Raw genomic sequence first — 14,779 nt, forward strand, 5'->3', positions numbered from 1 at the left:
ATTAAAGGTATAATATCTAGTTTTATATGATAAGTTTCTTTGAAAGGTAAAATAAGTGGCGCGGTTGAAGGGACTCGAACCCTCGACCTCCTGCGTGACAGGCAGGCATTCTAACCAACTAAACTACAACCGCACTATAAAGATACTATTTATAAATATAAATAGAAGTCACAAAATAAAATTTAAAAATCAATAGAACTCTATTTTAGATTTTTAAAAGTGGTGGTCGATATAAGACTCGAACTTATGACATCTACCTTGTAAGGGTAGCGCTCTACCAACTGAGCTAATCGACCGTTTGTTGCATACAAAACTTGGTGACCCCTAGGGGATTCGAACCCCTGTGGCATGGATGAAAACCATGAATCCTAACCGTTAGATGAAGGGGCCAAGACTATGACTATGCAACAATAAAATGGTGACCCGTGATGGATTCGAACCATCGGCCCCCTCATTAAAAGTGAGATGCTCTACCGGCTGAGCTAACGGGTCTTAACAATCTTAAAGTGGCGCGGTTGAAGGGACTCGAACCCTCGACCTCCTGCGTGACAGGCAGGCATTCTAACCAACTAAACTACAACCGCACTATAAAGATACTATTTATAAATATAAATAGAAGTCACAAAATAAAATTTAAAAATCAATAGAACTCTATTTTAGATTTTTAAAAGTGGTGGTCGATATAAGACTCGAACTTATGACATCTACCTTGTAAGGGTAGCGCTCTACCAACTGAGCTAATCGACCATTTGTTGCATACAAAACTTGGTGACCCCTAGGGGATTCGAACCCCTGTGGCATGGATGAAAACCATGAATCCTAACCGTTAGATGAAGGGGCCAAGACTATGACTATGCAACAATAAAATGGTGACCCGTGATGGATTCGAACCATCGGCCCCCTCATTAAAAGTGAGATGCTCTACCGGCTGAGCTAACGGGTCACATTGTTTCCAGTTTTAGTAGATGTTCTACTTAAATTGGACTGGAATTATAGTGCAAATTTATTTATTTGTCAAGAGTATTTTGAATAAATTTTGAAATTTCTTTCAAAGATGTTTTTGCTGCTTGGATTTGTACCTCTTCTCTTGAACCATTAAAATGGTATATATTAACGATTTTGTGGGCTTTTGAATCACAAATTCCTATTACTACAGTACCAACTGGTTTATTTTTTGTTTCGCCTGTAGGACCAGCAATTCCTGAGATAGCTATAGCATAATTTGCATCAAATTTTTTAACTACACCATTTAACATTTCATTTACAACTTCACAACTTACAGCACCAAATTTTTGTAAAGTTTCATTTTTTACATTTAATTCTTGATTTTTTATTTTATTTGAATAAGTTACTACACTTCCATTGAAGATATCAGATGAACCAGAAATTTTTGTAATCATACTAGCAACTAATCCACCTGTACATGATTCTGCTACTGTAATAGTTTTATTGTGTATTCTTAATATGTTTTGTAGTTTTATCATATCATCATTATCAAATATATTGTTATACATATTTTTACCTTTTAATTTATATTGTTTAGTTAAAAATATTGTAGTGAGTATTTAATTAAAAATTGGATTTATAGTTTGAGATTTTATATTGAAAAGAAATATAAAGTTTAAAATAAGAGGAATAACCTCTTATTTTTATTATTCAGCGTCTGTAAAATCTGCTAAGAATTTATCTTCATAGAAAGTTTTACCTAAAGATTGACATACTTTTTTAATATCTCTTTCTGCATTTCCTAAACAAGAAGTTGCACCTGGAGATGGAGTCATATTAAATATAATACCTTCTAATTCAGTAATTGAAGCTTCACCAAGCATTAATTTCTTTTCAGTTTTATTTAAAACTTGAGGTCTAACTCCTCCAAATCCTTTTGCATATTCAATATCTTCTACACTTAAAGATGGAACGATTTTTTGTGCATCTTTAACAAATAGTTTCTTATTAATTCCTGGAACTTCGAATAAGAAGTTTCTAAATACATAATTTCTGATATCTGAATCTTTTAATAAATCCCAGAAAATTTTCATAATGCTTCCATCGAAGTTCATAGTTTTTAAACATTGGAAGAATGATTTTCCACCTTTGTATCTTTCAAGAACTAATAATGCTAACGCAGTTGGACCGAATCTTGTTTTTCCATTTTCTAAAATATCTGGATCTCCATGAAGAGCAGCAAATGGTAATTTGTCATTTTGAACCATATAAACTTTACCATTTAAGTAAGTTCCATTTGTGATATAGAACGAACCAGCCATTGATAAAGAACCCATGTGTTTTCCGTAACCCATTTTGTGAGCTAAATATAAAGAATGCGCACCAGCATTTACAACAACGAAATCGGCTGTGTAAACAGTACCATTTACAGTTGTTAATTTGAATTTTTTACCAATTTGCTCAATCTCTTCAACTTCAGAATTAAAGAATACATCTGTAGTTTTAGAAGAATCTGCAGTTTGACCAGCTTTAACTAATTCTTTAGTCATTTCTCCAAAATCAACAGTTGTATATTGATCACTTGCTCCCATAGCAACGATTGGTTCTGGTCTATCTTTTGTTCTTTCTTTATCAGCATAAACTAATAAAGGCTCTTTCTCTCTTAAAGTATCTTTATCCCATAACTCTAAGTAAGGGAAAATTTCTTTAAATTTATTATATCTATCAGTTATAAACTGAACTTCTTTTTCTCCAACACCTAAAGCCATTTTTTGGTGTTTAAACATGATTTTATCTTGAAGATTATACATTAAGTTAAACTTCTCAATCATTTTTGCAGTTCTTTTTGTTATTTTTGCTTTATCAAAAGTATAATTTGTTTCAATATCTCCCACGTGGATAGTTTGAGAGTTACTAGTTCCTTTTGAGTTTAGAGTTGCTAAGTCCTCATATTTTTCTAATAGACACATACTATTTACATCAGAGTACTTCGCTAGTTCAAAAAATAGAGCTGCTCCAGAGATTCCTCCACCAACAATTACTACTTCATAGTGTTTTTCATTCATTTATCTTTCCTATGCTTTTTGTGAAATATTTGGTGATTCTAACATATATATTTTTTATTTTACATAAAGGCTACATAAATTTGAACAATTATAATTTAATTCATAGATTTTAGTAACAAAAATAATTTATATGCCATAAATATTGTTTTAAATTTAATTAGATATAATCTACGATTTATTAAAATGAAACTATAAATATTTGAAAATGAAGGTGTTATAATGGATTATAAAGAGAGTTTACTACTTCCTAAAACAGATTTCCCAATGAGAGGGAATCTTCCTCAAAATGAACCTATTAAATATAAACAATGGGATGAAAAAAAAGTTTATGAAAGAATGAAACAAAATAGAGTAGGTTGTGAATCATTTACTCTTCATGATGGACCTCCATATGCAAATGGGAATATTCATATTGGTCATGCTTTAAATAAAATTTTAAAAGATATTATCAACAAATTTCATTATTTTGAAGGAAAATCAATTAGATATGTTCCAGGATGGGATTGTCATGGTTTACCAATCGAACAAAAAGTTGAAGAGAAGATTGGTGCTGAAAAGAAAAAAGTTCTTCCAAAATCAAAACTTAGACAATTATGTCGTGATCATGCAACTAAATTTGTAGATATTCAAAAAAGTGAATTTAAACAATTAGGAGTTATTGCTGATTGGGAAAATCCTTATTTAACTATGGATTTTAAATTTGAAGCAAATATTTATAGAGAGTTATGTGCAATTGCAAAACAAGGGTTATTAATTCAAAGAAGTAAGCCAGTCTATTGGTCTTGGGCTGCTCAAACTGCGTTAGCTGAAGCTGAAGTTGAATATGAAGATAAAACTTCACCATCAATTTATGTAGCATTTAAACTTGAAAATATTGATGCAAGTATAATTATCTGGACAACTACTCCTTGGACACTTCCTGCAAATACGGGAATTTCTTTAAATGGTGAAGAAGAGTATGTAAAAACTAGTGATAAGTTTATAGTTGCAAAAAAATTATATAACTCTTTAATAGAAAGTGGAGTTATAAGTGGTGAAGTAGTTGAAACTATAAATCCAAAAGATTTAGAAAATACATTTGCTATAAATCCATTAAATGGAAGAACTTCTAAAATTGTTTTAGGTGACCATGTTATGATGGATTCTGGAACTGGAGCAGTTCATACAGCACCAGGTCATGGAGAAGATGATTATAAAGTTGGATTAAGATATAACCTAGATGTAATTATGCCAGTTGATGCATATGGTAAATATGATGAGACAATAGTAAGAGAAAAACTATTTAAAGATACAGATAAATATTTAGGATTAAATGTATTTAAAGCAAATGAGTTAATTTTAGAAGAGTTAGGAAGTGCTTTATTAAAAAGAGTTGATATTAGACACTCTTATCCACATTGTTGGAGAACTCATACACCAATTATCTTTAGAGCAACAAAACAATGGTTTATTTCTATTGATGATAAATATGGAAATAAAAACAATACATTAAGAGAAAATGCTTTAGAAATTGTTGAAAATTTAAAATTCTATCCAGAGTGGGGAAGAAATAGATTAAAAGCAATGTTAGAAGGAAGACCTGATTGGTGTATTTCAAGACAAAGAGATTGGGGAGTTCCAATTGCATTTTTTAGAAATAAAAAAACTGATGAAATAGTTTTTGATGAAAAAGTTTTAAACTATACAGCTATGATTTTTGAACAAAAAGGTTGTGATGCTTGGTATGATTTGGAAATTTCTGATTTATTATATCCAGGAAGTGGCTTAAATCCTGATGATTTAGAAAAAACTACGGATATTTTAGATGTTTGGTTTGATAGTGGTTCAACACAAAATGCAGTTTTAAGAAGTAGAAATTATGATGCTGGAACTTTCCCTGCTGATATGTATTTAGAAGGAAGTGACCAACATAGAGGTTGGTTTCAATCTTCACTTTTAACAACTTTAGCTTCAAGTGAAATTGCTCCTTATAAATCGATTTTAACACATGGATTCACTGTTGATGAAAAAGGTGAAAAAATGTCTAAATCAAAAGGAAATGTTGTTGCTCCTGATAAAGTTTTAAAAGAGTATGGAAGTGAAATTCTAAGACTTTGGGTTGCAATGAGTGATTATCAAAGTGATTTAAAAATCTCTGATAATATTTTAAAACAAAACGGTGAATTATATAGAAAAATTAGAAATACAGCAAGATTCTTACTTGCAAATGTTTCTGATTTAGAAGAAATTGTATCAGTTGATAAAATGGGAATTCTTGATATTTGGGTATTAGGAAAAGCTAAAAAAGTATTTGATGAAATTGAAGCTGCATTTAATGTATATGAATTTTCAAAAGGTTTAAATAAATTAAATAACTTCTTAGTTGTTGATTTATCTGGAATTTATCTTGATGTTTGTAAAGATAGATTATATTGTGATGATAAAAATGATATTCACAGACTAGCATCTCAAAGTGCAATGGCATTGATTGCCAAAAAATTAATCTCTACAATGGCTCCTATATTGACATATACAATGGATGAACTATTAGAGTTTGCTCCAAAAATTTTAAGAGATGATTGTGTTGATATTTTTGATTATAAAAAAGTTGTTTTACCTGAAGTTGAATCAAATATTGATGAAACAATTTTATTAGCAGCAAAAGAAAAATTCTCTGAAATCAAAGATGCATTAAGTAAAGAAAAAGTTATTAAATCAACTTTAGAGTTAATGATTTATACAAATTGTGAAGAAATTTTAGCTTTAGATGAAGTAGAATCAAGTGATTGGTTTTTAGTAAGTTCTGTAACAAAAGATAAACAAAACTCTGATATACTTGGAAGTTTCCAAATTGATGGAAAAGATTTTGAAGTTTATAAAGCAACTGCACATAAATGTCCAAGATGTTGGAAATATACAGCAGTAGAAGAAGAAACACTTTGTAATAGATGTGAAGAAGTTTTAAAATAGGAAAAAAATGTTTCAAGAAGAAGTAACACTTACTTTTATATTTCAAACAATAGCAGTAATTTTAGTTGTAACTGCTATTGGAATATTTTATGTAAAGAAAAAAGCAAAAGAGGTAAAAAACAAATGATGCCATTTTCTGATGAAGATTTACAATTACCTGTTAGTACCATTATTGAAAAAAAAGTAGCTCCAATGTTAGCACGTGATGGTGGAGCAATAGAACTTTTAGATATAAAAAATGGAAGAGTATTTGTACAATTAAAAGGTGCTTGTGTTGGATGTAGTGCAAGCGGAAGTACTTTAAAATATGTTGTTGAAAAAGAGTTAAAATCAGCAATTCATCCAGATTTACAAATAGTTAATGTACCACAAGGTATGGAAAACAATTTAGAGGAATTATAATAATGATAAATGAGAGTAGATTATTAAATGAAGCAAATTCTTTTTTTGTTCAAAAGAAATTTGATAAAGCTTTGTTTTTATATTCACAACTGTCATCAAATTTCCCACAAAATAAAGAATACCCAATTTATGCGCTTTTCTGTGACATTGCAACTGAAGATGTACAAAAAGCAATGTCACTATATGATTATTTTTCAATAATAAAAGATGAAAATTTAGATGAAGCTATAAGATATGTTGAGGATATTATCAATGCGTATGATGGTGATATTGATAAAATGATGGAAATATTAAAAGATTTAAGTACATCAACAGTTGAATCTTTGGATGCAATAAGATATGAAGATTTCAAAAAATTGATTGAATCAAGAGGTTCTTTTAGAATTGCTTTTGAGGATATAATGTTTTCAACAAAAGTTGCCATAGAAAATAAAGATGATTTTTTTGATTTTGTTACAAAATTGATTGATAATGATTTTAATACTACAGCTTATACTTATCTTGATGGCTTTAATGAGTATTTTTCTTATGATAAAGAGATAGAAAAATTATATAAAAAATTAGAAGAGAAAAAACTTGCAATTAATCATAAATAATAAGATTTACACAGATAATTCAAATGAAGCAAATAAAGATTCAATTTTTGTTGTTTCTAAACAGAATGAAAAATATAAAGAATTAGCAATTGCTAATGGTTGTGAACAAATAGTTGAAGCAAAAGATTTAAAAAAACATCTTGATATGTCAAGTATAAAAGTTATTGGAATAACTGGAACTAATGGAAAAACAACAACAGCAGCAGCAATTTATTCAATTCTTTTAGATTTAGGATATAAAGTTGCACTTCAAGGTACAAGAGGATTTTTTATAAATGATGAAAGGGTTGAAGAGTATTCTTTGACAACTCCTGTTCAACTTGGAAACTTTGCTCATATTCAAAAAGCAATGAATAATGGATGTCAATTTTTTGTGATGGAAGTTAGTTCACATGCAATTGAACAAAAAAGAATAGAAGGTTTAGAGTTTGCTCTAAAAATTCATACAAATATTACAAGAGATCATTTGGATTATCATAAAACAATTGAAGAGTATATACGAGTTAAGAACTCTTTTTTTGAAGATGAAACTTTAAAACTAATCAATAAAGATGATGAGAAAGTAAGGTATAACATTAAAAATAGTTTTGCATATTCTTTGGAAAAGCCTTCAACTTATAAAGTTGATGCATACTCTTTTAAAAATGGAATGCATGTAATGTTTAATCACTTTGGAAAACACTACTCTTTTTCATCAATGATGATGGGAATTTTCAATGTTTACAATCTAATGGCGGCAGTTGCAGCAGTACATATAACTACTCAAAAACCACTTGAAGAAATTTGTGAAGCTCTTGAAGGTTTTGGAGGAGTTAGTGGAAGGATGGAAACAATTTCTTCTAATCCTTTAGTAATTGTAGATTTTGCTCATACGCCAGATGGAATGGAAGAAGTTTTAAAAAGCTTTAATGAAAAAGATATTATTTGTGTATTTGGTGCAGGTGGAGATAGAGATAAACTTAAACGTCCATTGATGGGAACAATTGCATCTAAATATTCAAAACATATTATTGTTACAAGTGATAATCCAAGATTTGAAGACCCTGATAAAATTATTGAAGATATATTAGCTGGAATAAAAAATCATCCAAGTGTTCAAATTGAAATAAATAGAAAAGAAGCTATTAAGAAAGCAATTGATATGGCTGATGATAATTGTGTTGTTTTAGTTCTTGGAAAAGGTGATGAATCAACTCAAATAATTTATGACAAAAAATTCCATTTTTCTGACAAGGAAGAGATTTTAAAAATTTTAAATAAAGATAAATAATTTATTTATCTTTATTTAATGGAATAGATATTGTAAAAATAGCTCCACTATAACTGTTATTTAAATATTCAAAATCTATATTAGAAGCTTCAATTGACCCATTTAGATGTTTTGTAATTATCTCTTTACTCATATAAAGCCCAATTCCAGTTCCTTGTTTTTCACTTTTTGTAGTAAAATACGGATCAAAAATTTTATCTATAATATTTTCTTTAATACCTCTTGCTGTATCTTTAATTTTTATAACTATTTTATTATTAAATTCTTCAACATCAATAAAAATGTATTTATCTTCATCTATATTTTCAAATGCATCAATTGAATTATTTATTATATTTATAAAAACTTGTATTAATGCACTTTCATAAGTATCAAATTTTATCTCTGCATAGTTGTTTTGAATTATTTTAATATCTTTACTTTTCAATCTTGATTGTGTTAATTTAAATATTTTTTCAAATAATTCTTTAAAATATATATTCGTTTTATTATTATCTTTTTTGAAAAAATTCTTGAAATCATCAATAGTTTTTGATAAATATTGAGCATTTTCATTTATATTATCTAAAGACTCTTTTTCATATTCTTCATTTGAAATATTTAATTCCTTTTGTAATTTCATTCCTGTTGAAAGGGTAGAAATAATAGATAAAGGTTGTCGCCATTGATGAGCAATATTTGCAATCATTTCACCCATCGTTGCTAGTTTTGATTGTTGAATAAGTAACTCTTCTTGAGTTTTTATCTTATTTTGATTATTAACTTGTTCTGTAATATCTTCACTAACTCCTAAAACACCAATGATTTTTCCTTTATCATCAAACAATGGTACTTTAGAAGTATTTAATATTTTTAATACTTTATTTTTAGTTGTTATTGTTTCTAAATAGTTTAATTTAGGTTGACCAGAAGATATAACAATCATATCATCATTTATAAAATTTTCTTTTTCAAGAATAGAAAAATCAGTATCAGTTTTACCTAATAATTCATCTTTTGAACTTAAATTCATTAATTGTAAGAATTTACTATTACATCCAAGATAAACACCTTTATTGCTTTTCCAAAAGATTATAAGAGGTGCATTTTCAATAATTTTCTCTAAAAGTTCATTTGATTTTAAAAGTTCTTCTTTTTTTGACTCTATTTGAGTAAATAGTTTATATGAAATAAAATATATTAAAATTGAAGAAAAAGTTATAAATAACCAACCCTTTATAGTTTGTAGAAATTGTAGTTTTTCTAAATCTTTTACCAATAAATTTATTGCATTATCAGAAAAATAAATCCATAAAAGTCCAAATAAAAAATAAGTAATAGATATTTTTAAAGCTAAAGATATATATTTCATTTTAATTCTCCAAAAATATTATAACCTAATTTTTTCTTATTCTTTATTTTTTAAATAAATAAATATTATTAAAGATAAAACAGCTATAAATAAAGGGTAAAAAAATAAATAATCTTTTAAAACAATTTTATTTTGTTCAATTTGAGATTTTTCTAACTTATTTATATCTTCATATATTTTTATCAAATCATTTCTTGAGTAAGCAAAATAGGATTTTCCATTTGACTCTTTGGCTAATAAATCTAAGATATTTGTATTAAATCTTCCAATTCCAATAGAATAAATTTTTATATGATATTTATTTAATAATTTTATAACTACATCCAAAGGAATCTTACTTACATTATCTTCTCCATCACTTAGCAAAATTATTATATTTGATTTTGCTTCTTTATTTTTTAAAATATTTACACTTGAAGCAACGGAGTCAATCAAAGCTGTATTTTCGCCAGCCATTCCAATATCTAAATAATCAATCATCTCTTTTTGCGAATTTTTATCAAAACTTAACGGACTTGAAATTAGTACAGAATCTGCAAAAATAACAATACCTATATTATCATTTACTCTTTTTGTTATGAAGTCTTTTACTATCTCTTTTACAATTTCAAAACGATTTTTAGTATAATTTTCATCTAAATCTTGTTCATACATTGAAAAACTTGTATCTAAATTTAGTATTATATTTACACCTTCATTTTTTAAAATTATCGAATCATTTATTTTTATAGGACTACTAAGAGCAATAATAGAAAAAATAATAATTATGTATTTTAATACTAGAGTAAATAAAATAGATTTTTTATTGGATTGTTGAAAAATATGAAGATGTGGAATCAAATAAGAAGGCGATTTTGCTTTACAAATAAATTCACAAATAATAAATAATAAAATTAAAAGTAAAAAATATGGGTATTCAAAGCTTATGTTATTAAACATCTAAAGATTCCATAAAAATAGAGTATTTTGCTTTTATATGATTATCTATTTTTCCCACGTTTTTTTTGTATTTGAATTTTTCTAGTTCTTCTATTAGTTCATTTGCTAATTTTTTTTCTCTATCGTTTATTGCAAGTAATCTTGCATATTTTGAAAGAGTATAAGCACTTTTTTTTGAATCATCAAAATCTATTTCTTTTAATATTTTTAAATATTTTTTTCTAGGAGTGTTTTTTTTGTTTTTTATAAATTTAATTAAAAAAAATAAAACTAATAAACAAAATAAAATTCCTAAAAATACTAAAAGTATAAGAATAAAAATAGAGTAATCAGGTATTTTTTCTAACTCTTTTATATCATGAAGTTTTGATAAAAGATTTTCATTCATCTTAAAACACCTAATAGCTTTTTTATTGGATTTTCATTTGTATAAATTTTTGTAAATTTAACGGTACAATTTTGTAAATGATTAAAAAGCTTATGGTCATTTTGTAAAACTTTTTTTTCATACTCTAAAATAGAATTTTCATTTAAAATAGAATCAAATATTTTATTGTTACTTGGATCTATGAAACTAACATTTCCAAGTTCAATAGGTCGTTCTTCAAATTTATCTCTTACAATTAAAACAATAACTTCATGTTTTTGGCAAAGAAGTTTCAAATCAAGTTTTTCGATGTCAAAAAAATCTCCAATTAAAAATATTAAAGATTTCTCTTTTATAAATTTAAAAAGTTCTTTTGTGATTTTTTCATAATCTATATTTTTACCAATTACATTGTAATTATAAAGTTGTTCGGCCATAAAATTTACATTAAAAATTTGTTTTGATTTTTTAGTACAAATTTCAAGCTTCTCGTTTGCTATAAATGAAGAAAAAGGATTACCTTGTTTAACACAAATAAATCCCAATGCAGTTGCAACTTCAGTGATAATTTCTTGTTTGAAAACATCCGTTCCAAAATAAGTAGAACCATTTAATAAACAAACAATATTTACATTCAATTCTTTTTGTGCATGAAAAACTTTTACATAAGGTTTTTGCATTTTTGCACTTATTATCCAATCAATATTTTTTACATCTTCCCCATATTCATACTCTTTTAACTCACAAAAATCATAACCTTCACCTTTTAATTTTGTGCTGTTATTTCCTATAATTTCTGAAAAAACTTGTTTTTTTGTTTTTATAACTATTTTTTTTAAAGCTTGATTCATATTTTATGGAATTGTTATCTTTTCTAAAATTTTTTGGATTACATCATCTACATTTATCTCTTTTGCCATGGCTTCATAAGTTAAAATAATTCTATGTCTTAAAACATTTTTTACAACCATTGCAATATCAATGGGACTTACATAATCATTTCCTCTTAAATATGCGTTTGCTTTTACTGCTTTAAACATATCAATAGTAGCCCTTGGACTTGCACCAAAATGAATAATATCAACTAAATTATCAAGAGCATAATCTTTTGGATTTCTACTTGCATCAATAATATCAATGATATATTCTTCTAATTCTTTATCAATGTGAATATTTTTAACTGCTTTTTTTAATTCTTCTAAAGTTTCTTTATCTAAAACTTTATTTATTGTTTCAAAAGAGTTCATCGTAACTTTTTTTGCTATTTCATACTCTTGCTCTTTTGTATTATAACTTACAACAATTTTAAACATAAATCTATCAAGTTGAGCTTCAGGTAGACTATAAGCTCCTTCTTGTTCAATTGGATTTTGAGTAGCTAGAACTAAGAAAGGAGAATCAACTTTAAATGTATTTTCTGCAATTGTTACTTGTTTTTCTTGCATAACTTCAAGAAGTGCAGATTGTACCTTCGCAGGGGCTCTATTTATTTCATCTGCTAAAAGTAAATTTGTGAAAATTGGACCTTTTTTAATTTTAAACTCATTTGTTTTCATATCAAAAATTTGAGCACCAATAATATCGCTAGGAAGTAAATCAGGAGTAAATTGTATTCTTTTAAAATCTAAATTTAATGCTTGTGAAACTGCTTTTACAGTTGTTGTTTTAGCTAAGCCTGGAACACCTTCCAGTAAAATATGACCTGAAGTTAAAAGACCTATTAAAATAGAGTTAATCATTTCTTCTTGACCGATAACTCCCTTTGAAATCTCTGTTTTTAGTTCATTTAGTTTATTCTGTAAATGCAAGTTATTGTCCTTTTTTTTGTTAAAAACATTCTAGCCAAATAGAATTTAAATATTTATTCATTATGGTTAAAGTTAAATTAAACTTAATTTAGCTAAAATCACCACTCTAATTTTAAATTAGAACCTCACATGTGTCAATCCTTGTACGGGTTGTGACTGAAGAAATTTAGGCATTAAGGGACACAGAGGCCAAAACCCTATTTCAAAAAATATAATTAATTCAAGGAGAATTACTCATGGTTACAATGAAAGACCTATTAGAGTGTGGTGTACACTTCGGACACCAAACAAGAAGATGGAATCCAAAAATGAAAAAATTCATTTTCGGTGTTAGAAAAAATATCTATATTATAGATTTACAAAAAACATTAAGATATTTCAGATATACATATAATGTTGTTAGAGACAGAGCTGCTGAAGGTCAAACAATGATTTTCGTTGGAACTAAAAAACAAGCTAGCGAAACTATCAAAAAAGCTGCAATTTCTTGTGGTATGCCATATGTTAATCACAGATGGTTAGGTGGTATGTTAACTAACTTCGGAACAATTAAAAAATCAATTAGAAAATTAGAAATTATTAAAAAAATGAGAGAAGAAGGTCAATTAGATCTTTTAACTAAAAAAGAAGCTTTAATGCTTTCTAGAAAAGAAGAAAAATTAGAATTATACCTTGGTGGTATCAAAGAAATGCACAAACTTCCAGATATGATGTTTGTTCTTGATGCTGTTAAAGAAAAAATTGCTATTCAAGAAGCTAGAAGATTAGGAATTACAGTTGTTGCTCCTTTAGATACAAACTGTGACCCTGACGTTGTAGATTTACCAATTCCTGGAAATGATGACGCAATCAGATCAATTCACTTATTCTGCAACGAAATGGCTGCAGCTATGAATGAAGGTAAAGCAGCATTAGCTGATGAAACAGGTGCTGATGTTGAGCCTGTAACAGTTGAAGAAACTGAAGCTTTAATTGCTGAAGCTGTAGCTGAAGGTGATGTAGAACTTACAGAGGAGGAGCAAGCATAATGGCAGGAGCAACTCCACAATTAATTAAAGAATTAAGAGAGATGACTGGTGCAGGAATGCTTGATTGTAAAAATGCACTTAACGAAACTGGTGGTGATTTAGATAAAGCTGTTCAAGTTTTAAGAGAAGCAGGACTTGGAAAAGCTGCAAAAAAAGCTGGAAATGTTGCTGCTGAAGGATTAATCTCTGTTTTAGTAAATGCAGATAATACAAAAGCTACAATTTTAGAATTAAATTCACAAACAGATTTTGTTGCTAAAAATGAAAATTTCATTAATATTACAAAAGAAATCACTTCTTTTGCACAAAATAATGGAATTGAAGATGCAGCTGCTTTAGCTTCTTCTACAATTAATGGACAAGATTTCGCTACTTATTTAAATGAAAAAATTGCAACAATTGGTGAAAATTTAGTTGCAAGAAAATTAACTACTGTATCTGGACAAGTTGTTAATGGTTATGTTCATGCAACAGGAAGAGTAGGGGTTGTTTTAGCTGCTACTTGTGATGAAGCTGTTAAAGATAAAGCTGCTACTTTATTAAGAAATATTGCAATGCATGCATCTGCTATGAAACCAACAGTTATTTCATATAAAGATTTAGATCCTGCTTTTGTAGAGTCTGAAAATAAAGCTATTGTTGCTGAAATTATTGCAGAAAATGATGAATTAAAAAGATTAGGAAAACCATTAAAGAAAATTCCTGAATTTGTTTCTAAATCTCAATTAACAGATGAAGCTATTGCTGCTGCAAAAACTAGATTTGAAGAAGAATTAAGAGCAGCTGGTAAACCAGAAAAAATTTGGGCAAATATCATTCCTGGACAAATTGAAAGATATATTACTGATAATACTCAATTAGATGGAAGATTTGCACTTTTATCTCAAGCTTATGTAATGGATGATAAAAAAACTGTTGAGCAAGCAATTGCTGAAGTTGATGCTTCTATTAAAATTACTGAGTATATTAGATTTGAACTTGGTGAAGGTATTGAGAAGAAAGAAGAAGATTTTGCGGCAGAAGTTGCAAAACAAATGGGTAAATAATATAGTTTACCA

13 protein-coding genes and 8 tRNA genes are annotated in these 14,779 nt (G+C 27.7%); 6 read left to right on the forward strand and 15 right to left on the reverse strand.

Going from position 1 to position 14,779, the window contains the following annotated elements; translation table 11 throughout:
- Positions 1-56: 56 nt before the first annotated feature.
- The 10 genes from AAQM_RS02770 to AAQM_RS02815 form a co-directional block, all read right to left on the reverse strand.
- Positions 57-133 (reverse strand) — tRNA-Asp (locus AAQM_RS02770).
- Between the two features lie 87 nt (positions 134-220).
- Positions 221-296 (reverse strand) — tRNA-Val (locus tag AAQM_RS02775).
- 19 nt (positions 297-315) lie between these two features.
- Positions 316-390 (reverse strand) — tRNA-Glu (locus tag AAQM_RS02780).
- A gap of 26 nt (positions 391-416) precedes the next feature.
- Positions 417-492, reverse strand: a tRNA-Lys gene (locus tag AAQM_RS02785).
- Between the two features lie 15 nt (positions 493-507).
- A tRNA-Asp gene (locus AAQM_RS02790) sits at positions 508-584 on the reverse strand.
- A gap of 87 nt (positions 585-671) precedes the next feature.
- Positions 672-747, reverse strand: a tRNA-Val gene (locus AAQM_RS02795).
- Positions 748-766: 19 nt separating this feature from the next.
- A tRNA-Glu gene (locus tag AAQM_RS02800) sits at positions 767-841 on the reverse strand.
- Positions 842-867: 26 nt separating this feature from the next.
- Positions 868-943, reverse strand: a tRNA-Lys gene (locus tag AAQM_RS02805).
- Between the two features lie 64 nt (positions 944-1,007).
- The gene (locus AAQM_RS02810; protein ID WP_129096105.1) at positions 1,008-1,514 is read right to left on the reverse strand and encodes a CinA family protein; all 507 of its coding nucleotides are present in this window, start codon (positions 1,512-1,514) and stop codon (positions 1,008-1,010) included.
- 138 nt (positions 1,515-1,652) lie between these two features.
- Positions 1,653-3,011 carry an FAD-dependent oxidoreductase gene (locus AAQM_RS02815; RefSeq protein ID WP_129096106.1) on the reverse strand — a complete coding sequence of 453 codons (1,359 nt, stop codon included), beginning with the start codon at positions 3,009-3,011 and terminating at the stop codon, positions 1,653-1,655.
- A 219-nt stretch (positions 3,012-3,230) separates the two neighbouring features.
- Between AAQM_RS02815 and ileS the strand changes: the two genes are divergently transcribed.
- The 4 genes from ileS (at position 3,231) to AAQM_RS02835 (ending at position 8,228) form a co-directional block, all read left to right on the forward strand.
- Entirely contained in the window at positions 3,231-5,960 is a 2,730-nt protein-coding gene (gene ileS, locus AAQM_RS02820) for an isoleucine--tRNA ligase (RefSeq protein ID WP_129096107.1), read from the forward strand.
- Positions 5,961-6,083: 123 nt separating this feature from the next.
- Complete coding sequence (locus AAQM_RS02825) at positions 6,084-6,362, forward strand: NifU family protein (RefSeq protein ID WP_129012850.1); 279 nt, start codon at positions 6,084-6,086, stop codon at positions 6,360-6,362.
- Between the two features lie 2 nt (positions 6,363-6,364).
- A complete protein-coding gene (locus tag AAQM_RS02830) occupies positions 6,365-6,958 on the forward strand; it encodes a hypothetical protein (RefSeq protein ID WP_129096108.1) in 594 nt (197 codons plus the stop codon).
- On the forward strand, positions 6,939-8,228 hold the full coding sequence (locus tag AAQM_RS02835; protein WP_129096109.1) for a UDP-N-acetylmuramoyl-L-alanyl-D-glutamate--2,6-diaminopimelate ligase: 1,290 nt from the start codon (positions 6,939-6,941) through the stop codon (positions 8,226-8,228). The genes AAQM_RS02830 and AAQM_RS02835 overlap by 20 nt, the downstream gene beginning before the upstream one ends.
- Before the next feature lies 1 nt (position 8,229).
- Here the strand turns inward: AAQM_RS02835 and AAQM_RS02840 are convergent, their stop codons facing one another.
- The 5 genes from AAQM_RS02840 to AAQM_RS02860 are packed head-to-tail and all read right to left on the reverse strand — an operon-like array spanning position 8,230 to position 12,693.
- Entirely contained in the window at positions 8,230-9,579 is a 1,350-nt protein-coding gene (locus tag AAQM_RS02840) for a PAS domain-containing sensor histidine kinase (RefSeq protein WP_171920643.1), read from the reverse strand.
- A 36-nt stretch (positions 9,580-9,615) separates the two neighbouring features.
- A complete protein-coding gene (locus AAQM_RS02845) occupies positions 9,616-10,518 on the reverse strand; it encodes a VWA domain-containing protein (RefSeq protein WP_129096122.1) in 903 nt (300 codons plus the stop codon).
- Positions 10,511-10,906, reverse strand: a complete 396-nt coding sequence (locus tag AAQM_RS02850) for a hypothetical protein (RefSeq protein WP_129096123.1) — start codon at positions 10,904-10,906, stop codon at positions 10,511-10,513. The genes AAQM_RS02845 and AAQM_RS02850 overlap by 8 nt, the downstream gene beginning before the upstream one ends.
- Positions 10,903-11,736 (reverse strand): DUF58 domain-containing protein, encoded by an 834-nt coding sequence (locus AAQM_RS02855; RefSeq protein WP_129096124.1) that lies wholly within the window; start codon positions 11,734-11,736, stop codon positions 10,903-10,905. Before AAQM_RS02855 ends, AAQM_RS02850 begins: the two co-directional genes overlap by 4 nt.
- A gap of 3 nt (positions 11,737-11,739) precedes the next feature.
- Positions 11,740-12,693 (reverse strand): AAA family ATPase, encoded by a 954-nt coding sequence (locus AAQM_RS02860; RefSeq protein ID WP_129096125.1) that lies wholly within the window; start codon positions 12,691-12,693, stop codon positions 11,740-11,742.
- 236 nt (positions 12,694-12,929) lie between these two features.
- Here AAQM_RS02860 and rpsB point away from each other — a divergent pair, with 236 nt between their 5' ends.
- On the forward strand, positions 12,930-13,721 hold the full coding sequence (rpsB, locus tag AAQM_RS02865; protein ID WP_129096126.1) for a 30S ribosomal protein S2: 792 nt from the start codon (positions 12,930-12,932) through the stop codon (positions 13,719-13,721).
- Positions 13,721-14,767 carry a translation elongation factor Ts gene (gene tsf / locus AAQM_RS02870; protein WP_129096127.1) on the forward strand — a complete coding sequence of 349 codons (1,047 nt, stop codon included), beginning with the start codon at positions 13,721-13,723 and terminating at the stop codon, positions 14,765-14,767. Before rpsB ends, tsf begins: the two co-directional genes overlap by 1 nt.
- Positions 14,768-14,779: the final 12 nt, after the last annotated feature.

The sequence above is a fragment of the Arcobacter aquimarinus genome (genome assembly GCF_013177635.1).
Taxonomy (GTDB): Bacteria; Campylobacterota; Campylobacteria; order Campylobacterales; family Arcobacteraceae; genus Aliarcobacter; species Aliarcobacter aquimarinus.

What these genes read in the sequence shown, in the direction of transcription:
- AAQM_RS02840 (WP_171920643.1), bottom strand. Translation starts at nt 9,579, where the DNA reads ATGAAATATATATCTTTAGCTTTAAAAATATCTATTACTTATTTTTTA.
- AAQM_RS02830 (WP_129096108.1), top strand. Translation starts at nt 6,365, where the DNA reads ATGATAAATGAGAGTAGATTATTAAATGAAGCAAATTCTTTTTTTGTT.
- AAQM_RS02815 (WP_129096106.1), bottom strand. Translation starts at nt 3,011, where the DNA reads ATGAATGAAAAACACTATGAAGTAGTAATTGTTGGTGGAGGAATCTCT.
- tsf (WP_129096127.1), top strand. Translation starts at nt 13,721, where the DNA reads ATGGCAGGAGCAACTCCACAATTAATTAAAGAATTAAGAGAGATGACT.
- AAQM_RS02825 (WP_129012850.1), top strand. Translation starts at nt 6,084, where the DNA reads ATGATGCCATTTTCTGATGAAGATTTACAATTACCTGTTAGTACCATT.
- AAQM_RS02845 (WP_129096122.1), bottom strand. Translation starts at nt 10,518, where the DNA reads ATGTTTAATAACATAAGCTTTGAATACCCATATTTTTTACTTTTAATT.
- ileS (WP_129096107.1), top strand. Translation starts at nt 3,231, where the DNA reads ATGGATTATAAAGAGAGTTTACTACTTCCTAAAACAGATTTCCCAATG.
- AAQM_RS02850 (WP_129096123.1), bottom strand. Translation starts at nt 10,906, where the DNA reads ATGAATGAAAATCTTTTATCAAAACTTCATGATATAAAAGAGTTAGAA.
- AAQM_RS02855 (WP_129096124.1), bottom strand. Translation starts at nt 11,736, where the DNA reads ATGAATCAAGCTTTAAAAAAAATAGTTATAAAAACAAAAAAACAAGTT.
- AAQM_RS02810 (WP_129096105.1), bottom strand. Translation starts at nt 1,514, where the DNA reads ATGTATAACAATATATTTGATAATGATGATATGATAAAACTACAAAAC.
- rpsB (WP_129096126.1), top strand. Translation starts at nt 12,930, where the DNA reads ATGGTTACAATGAAAGACCTATTAGAGTGTGGTGTACACTTCGGACAC.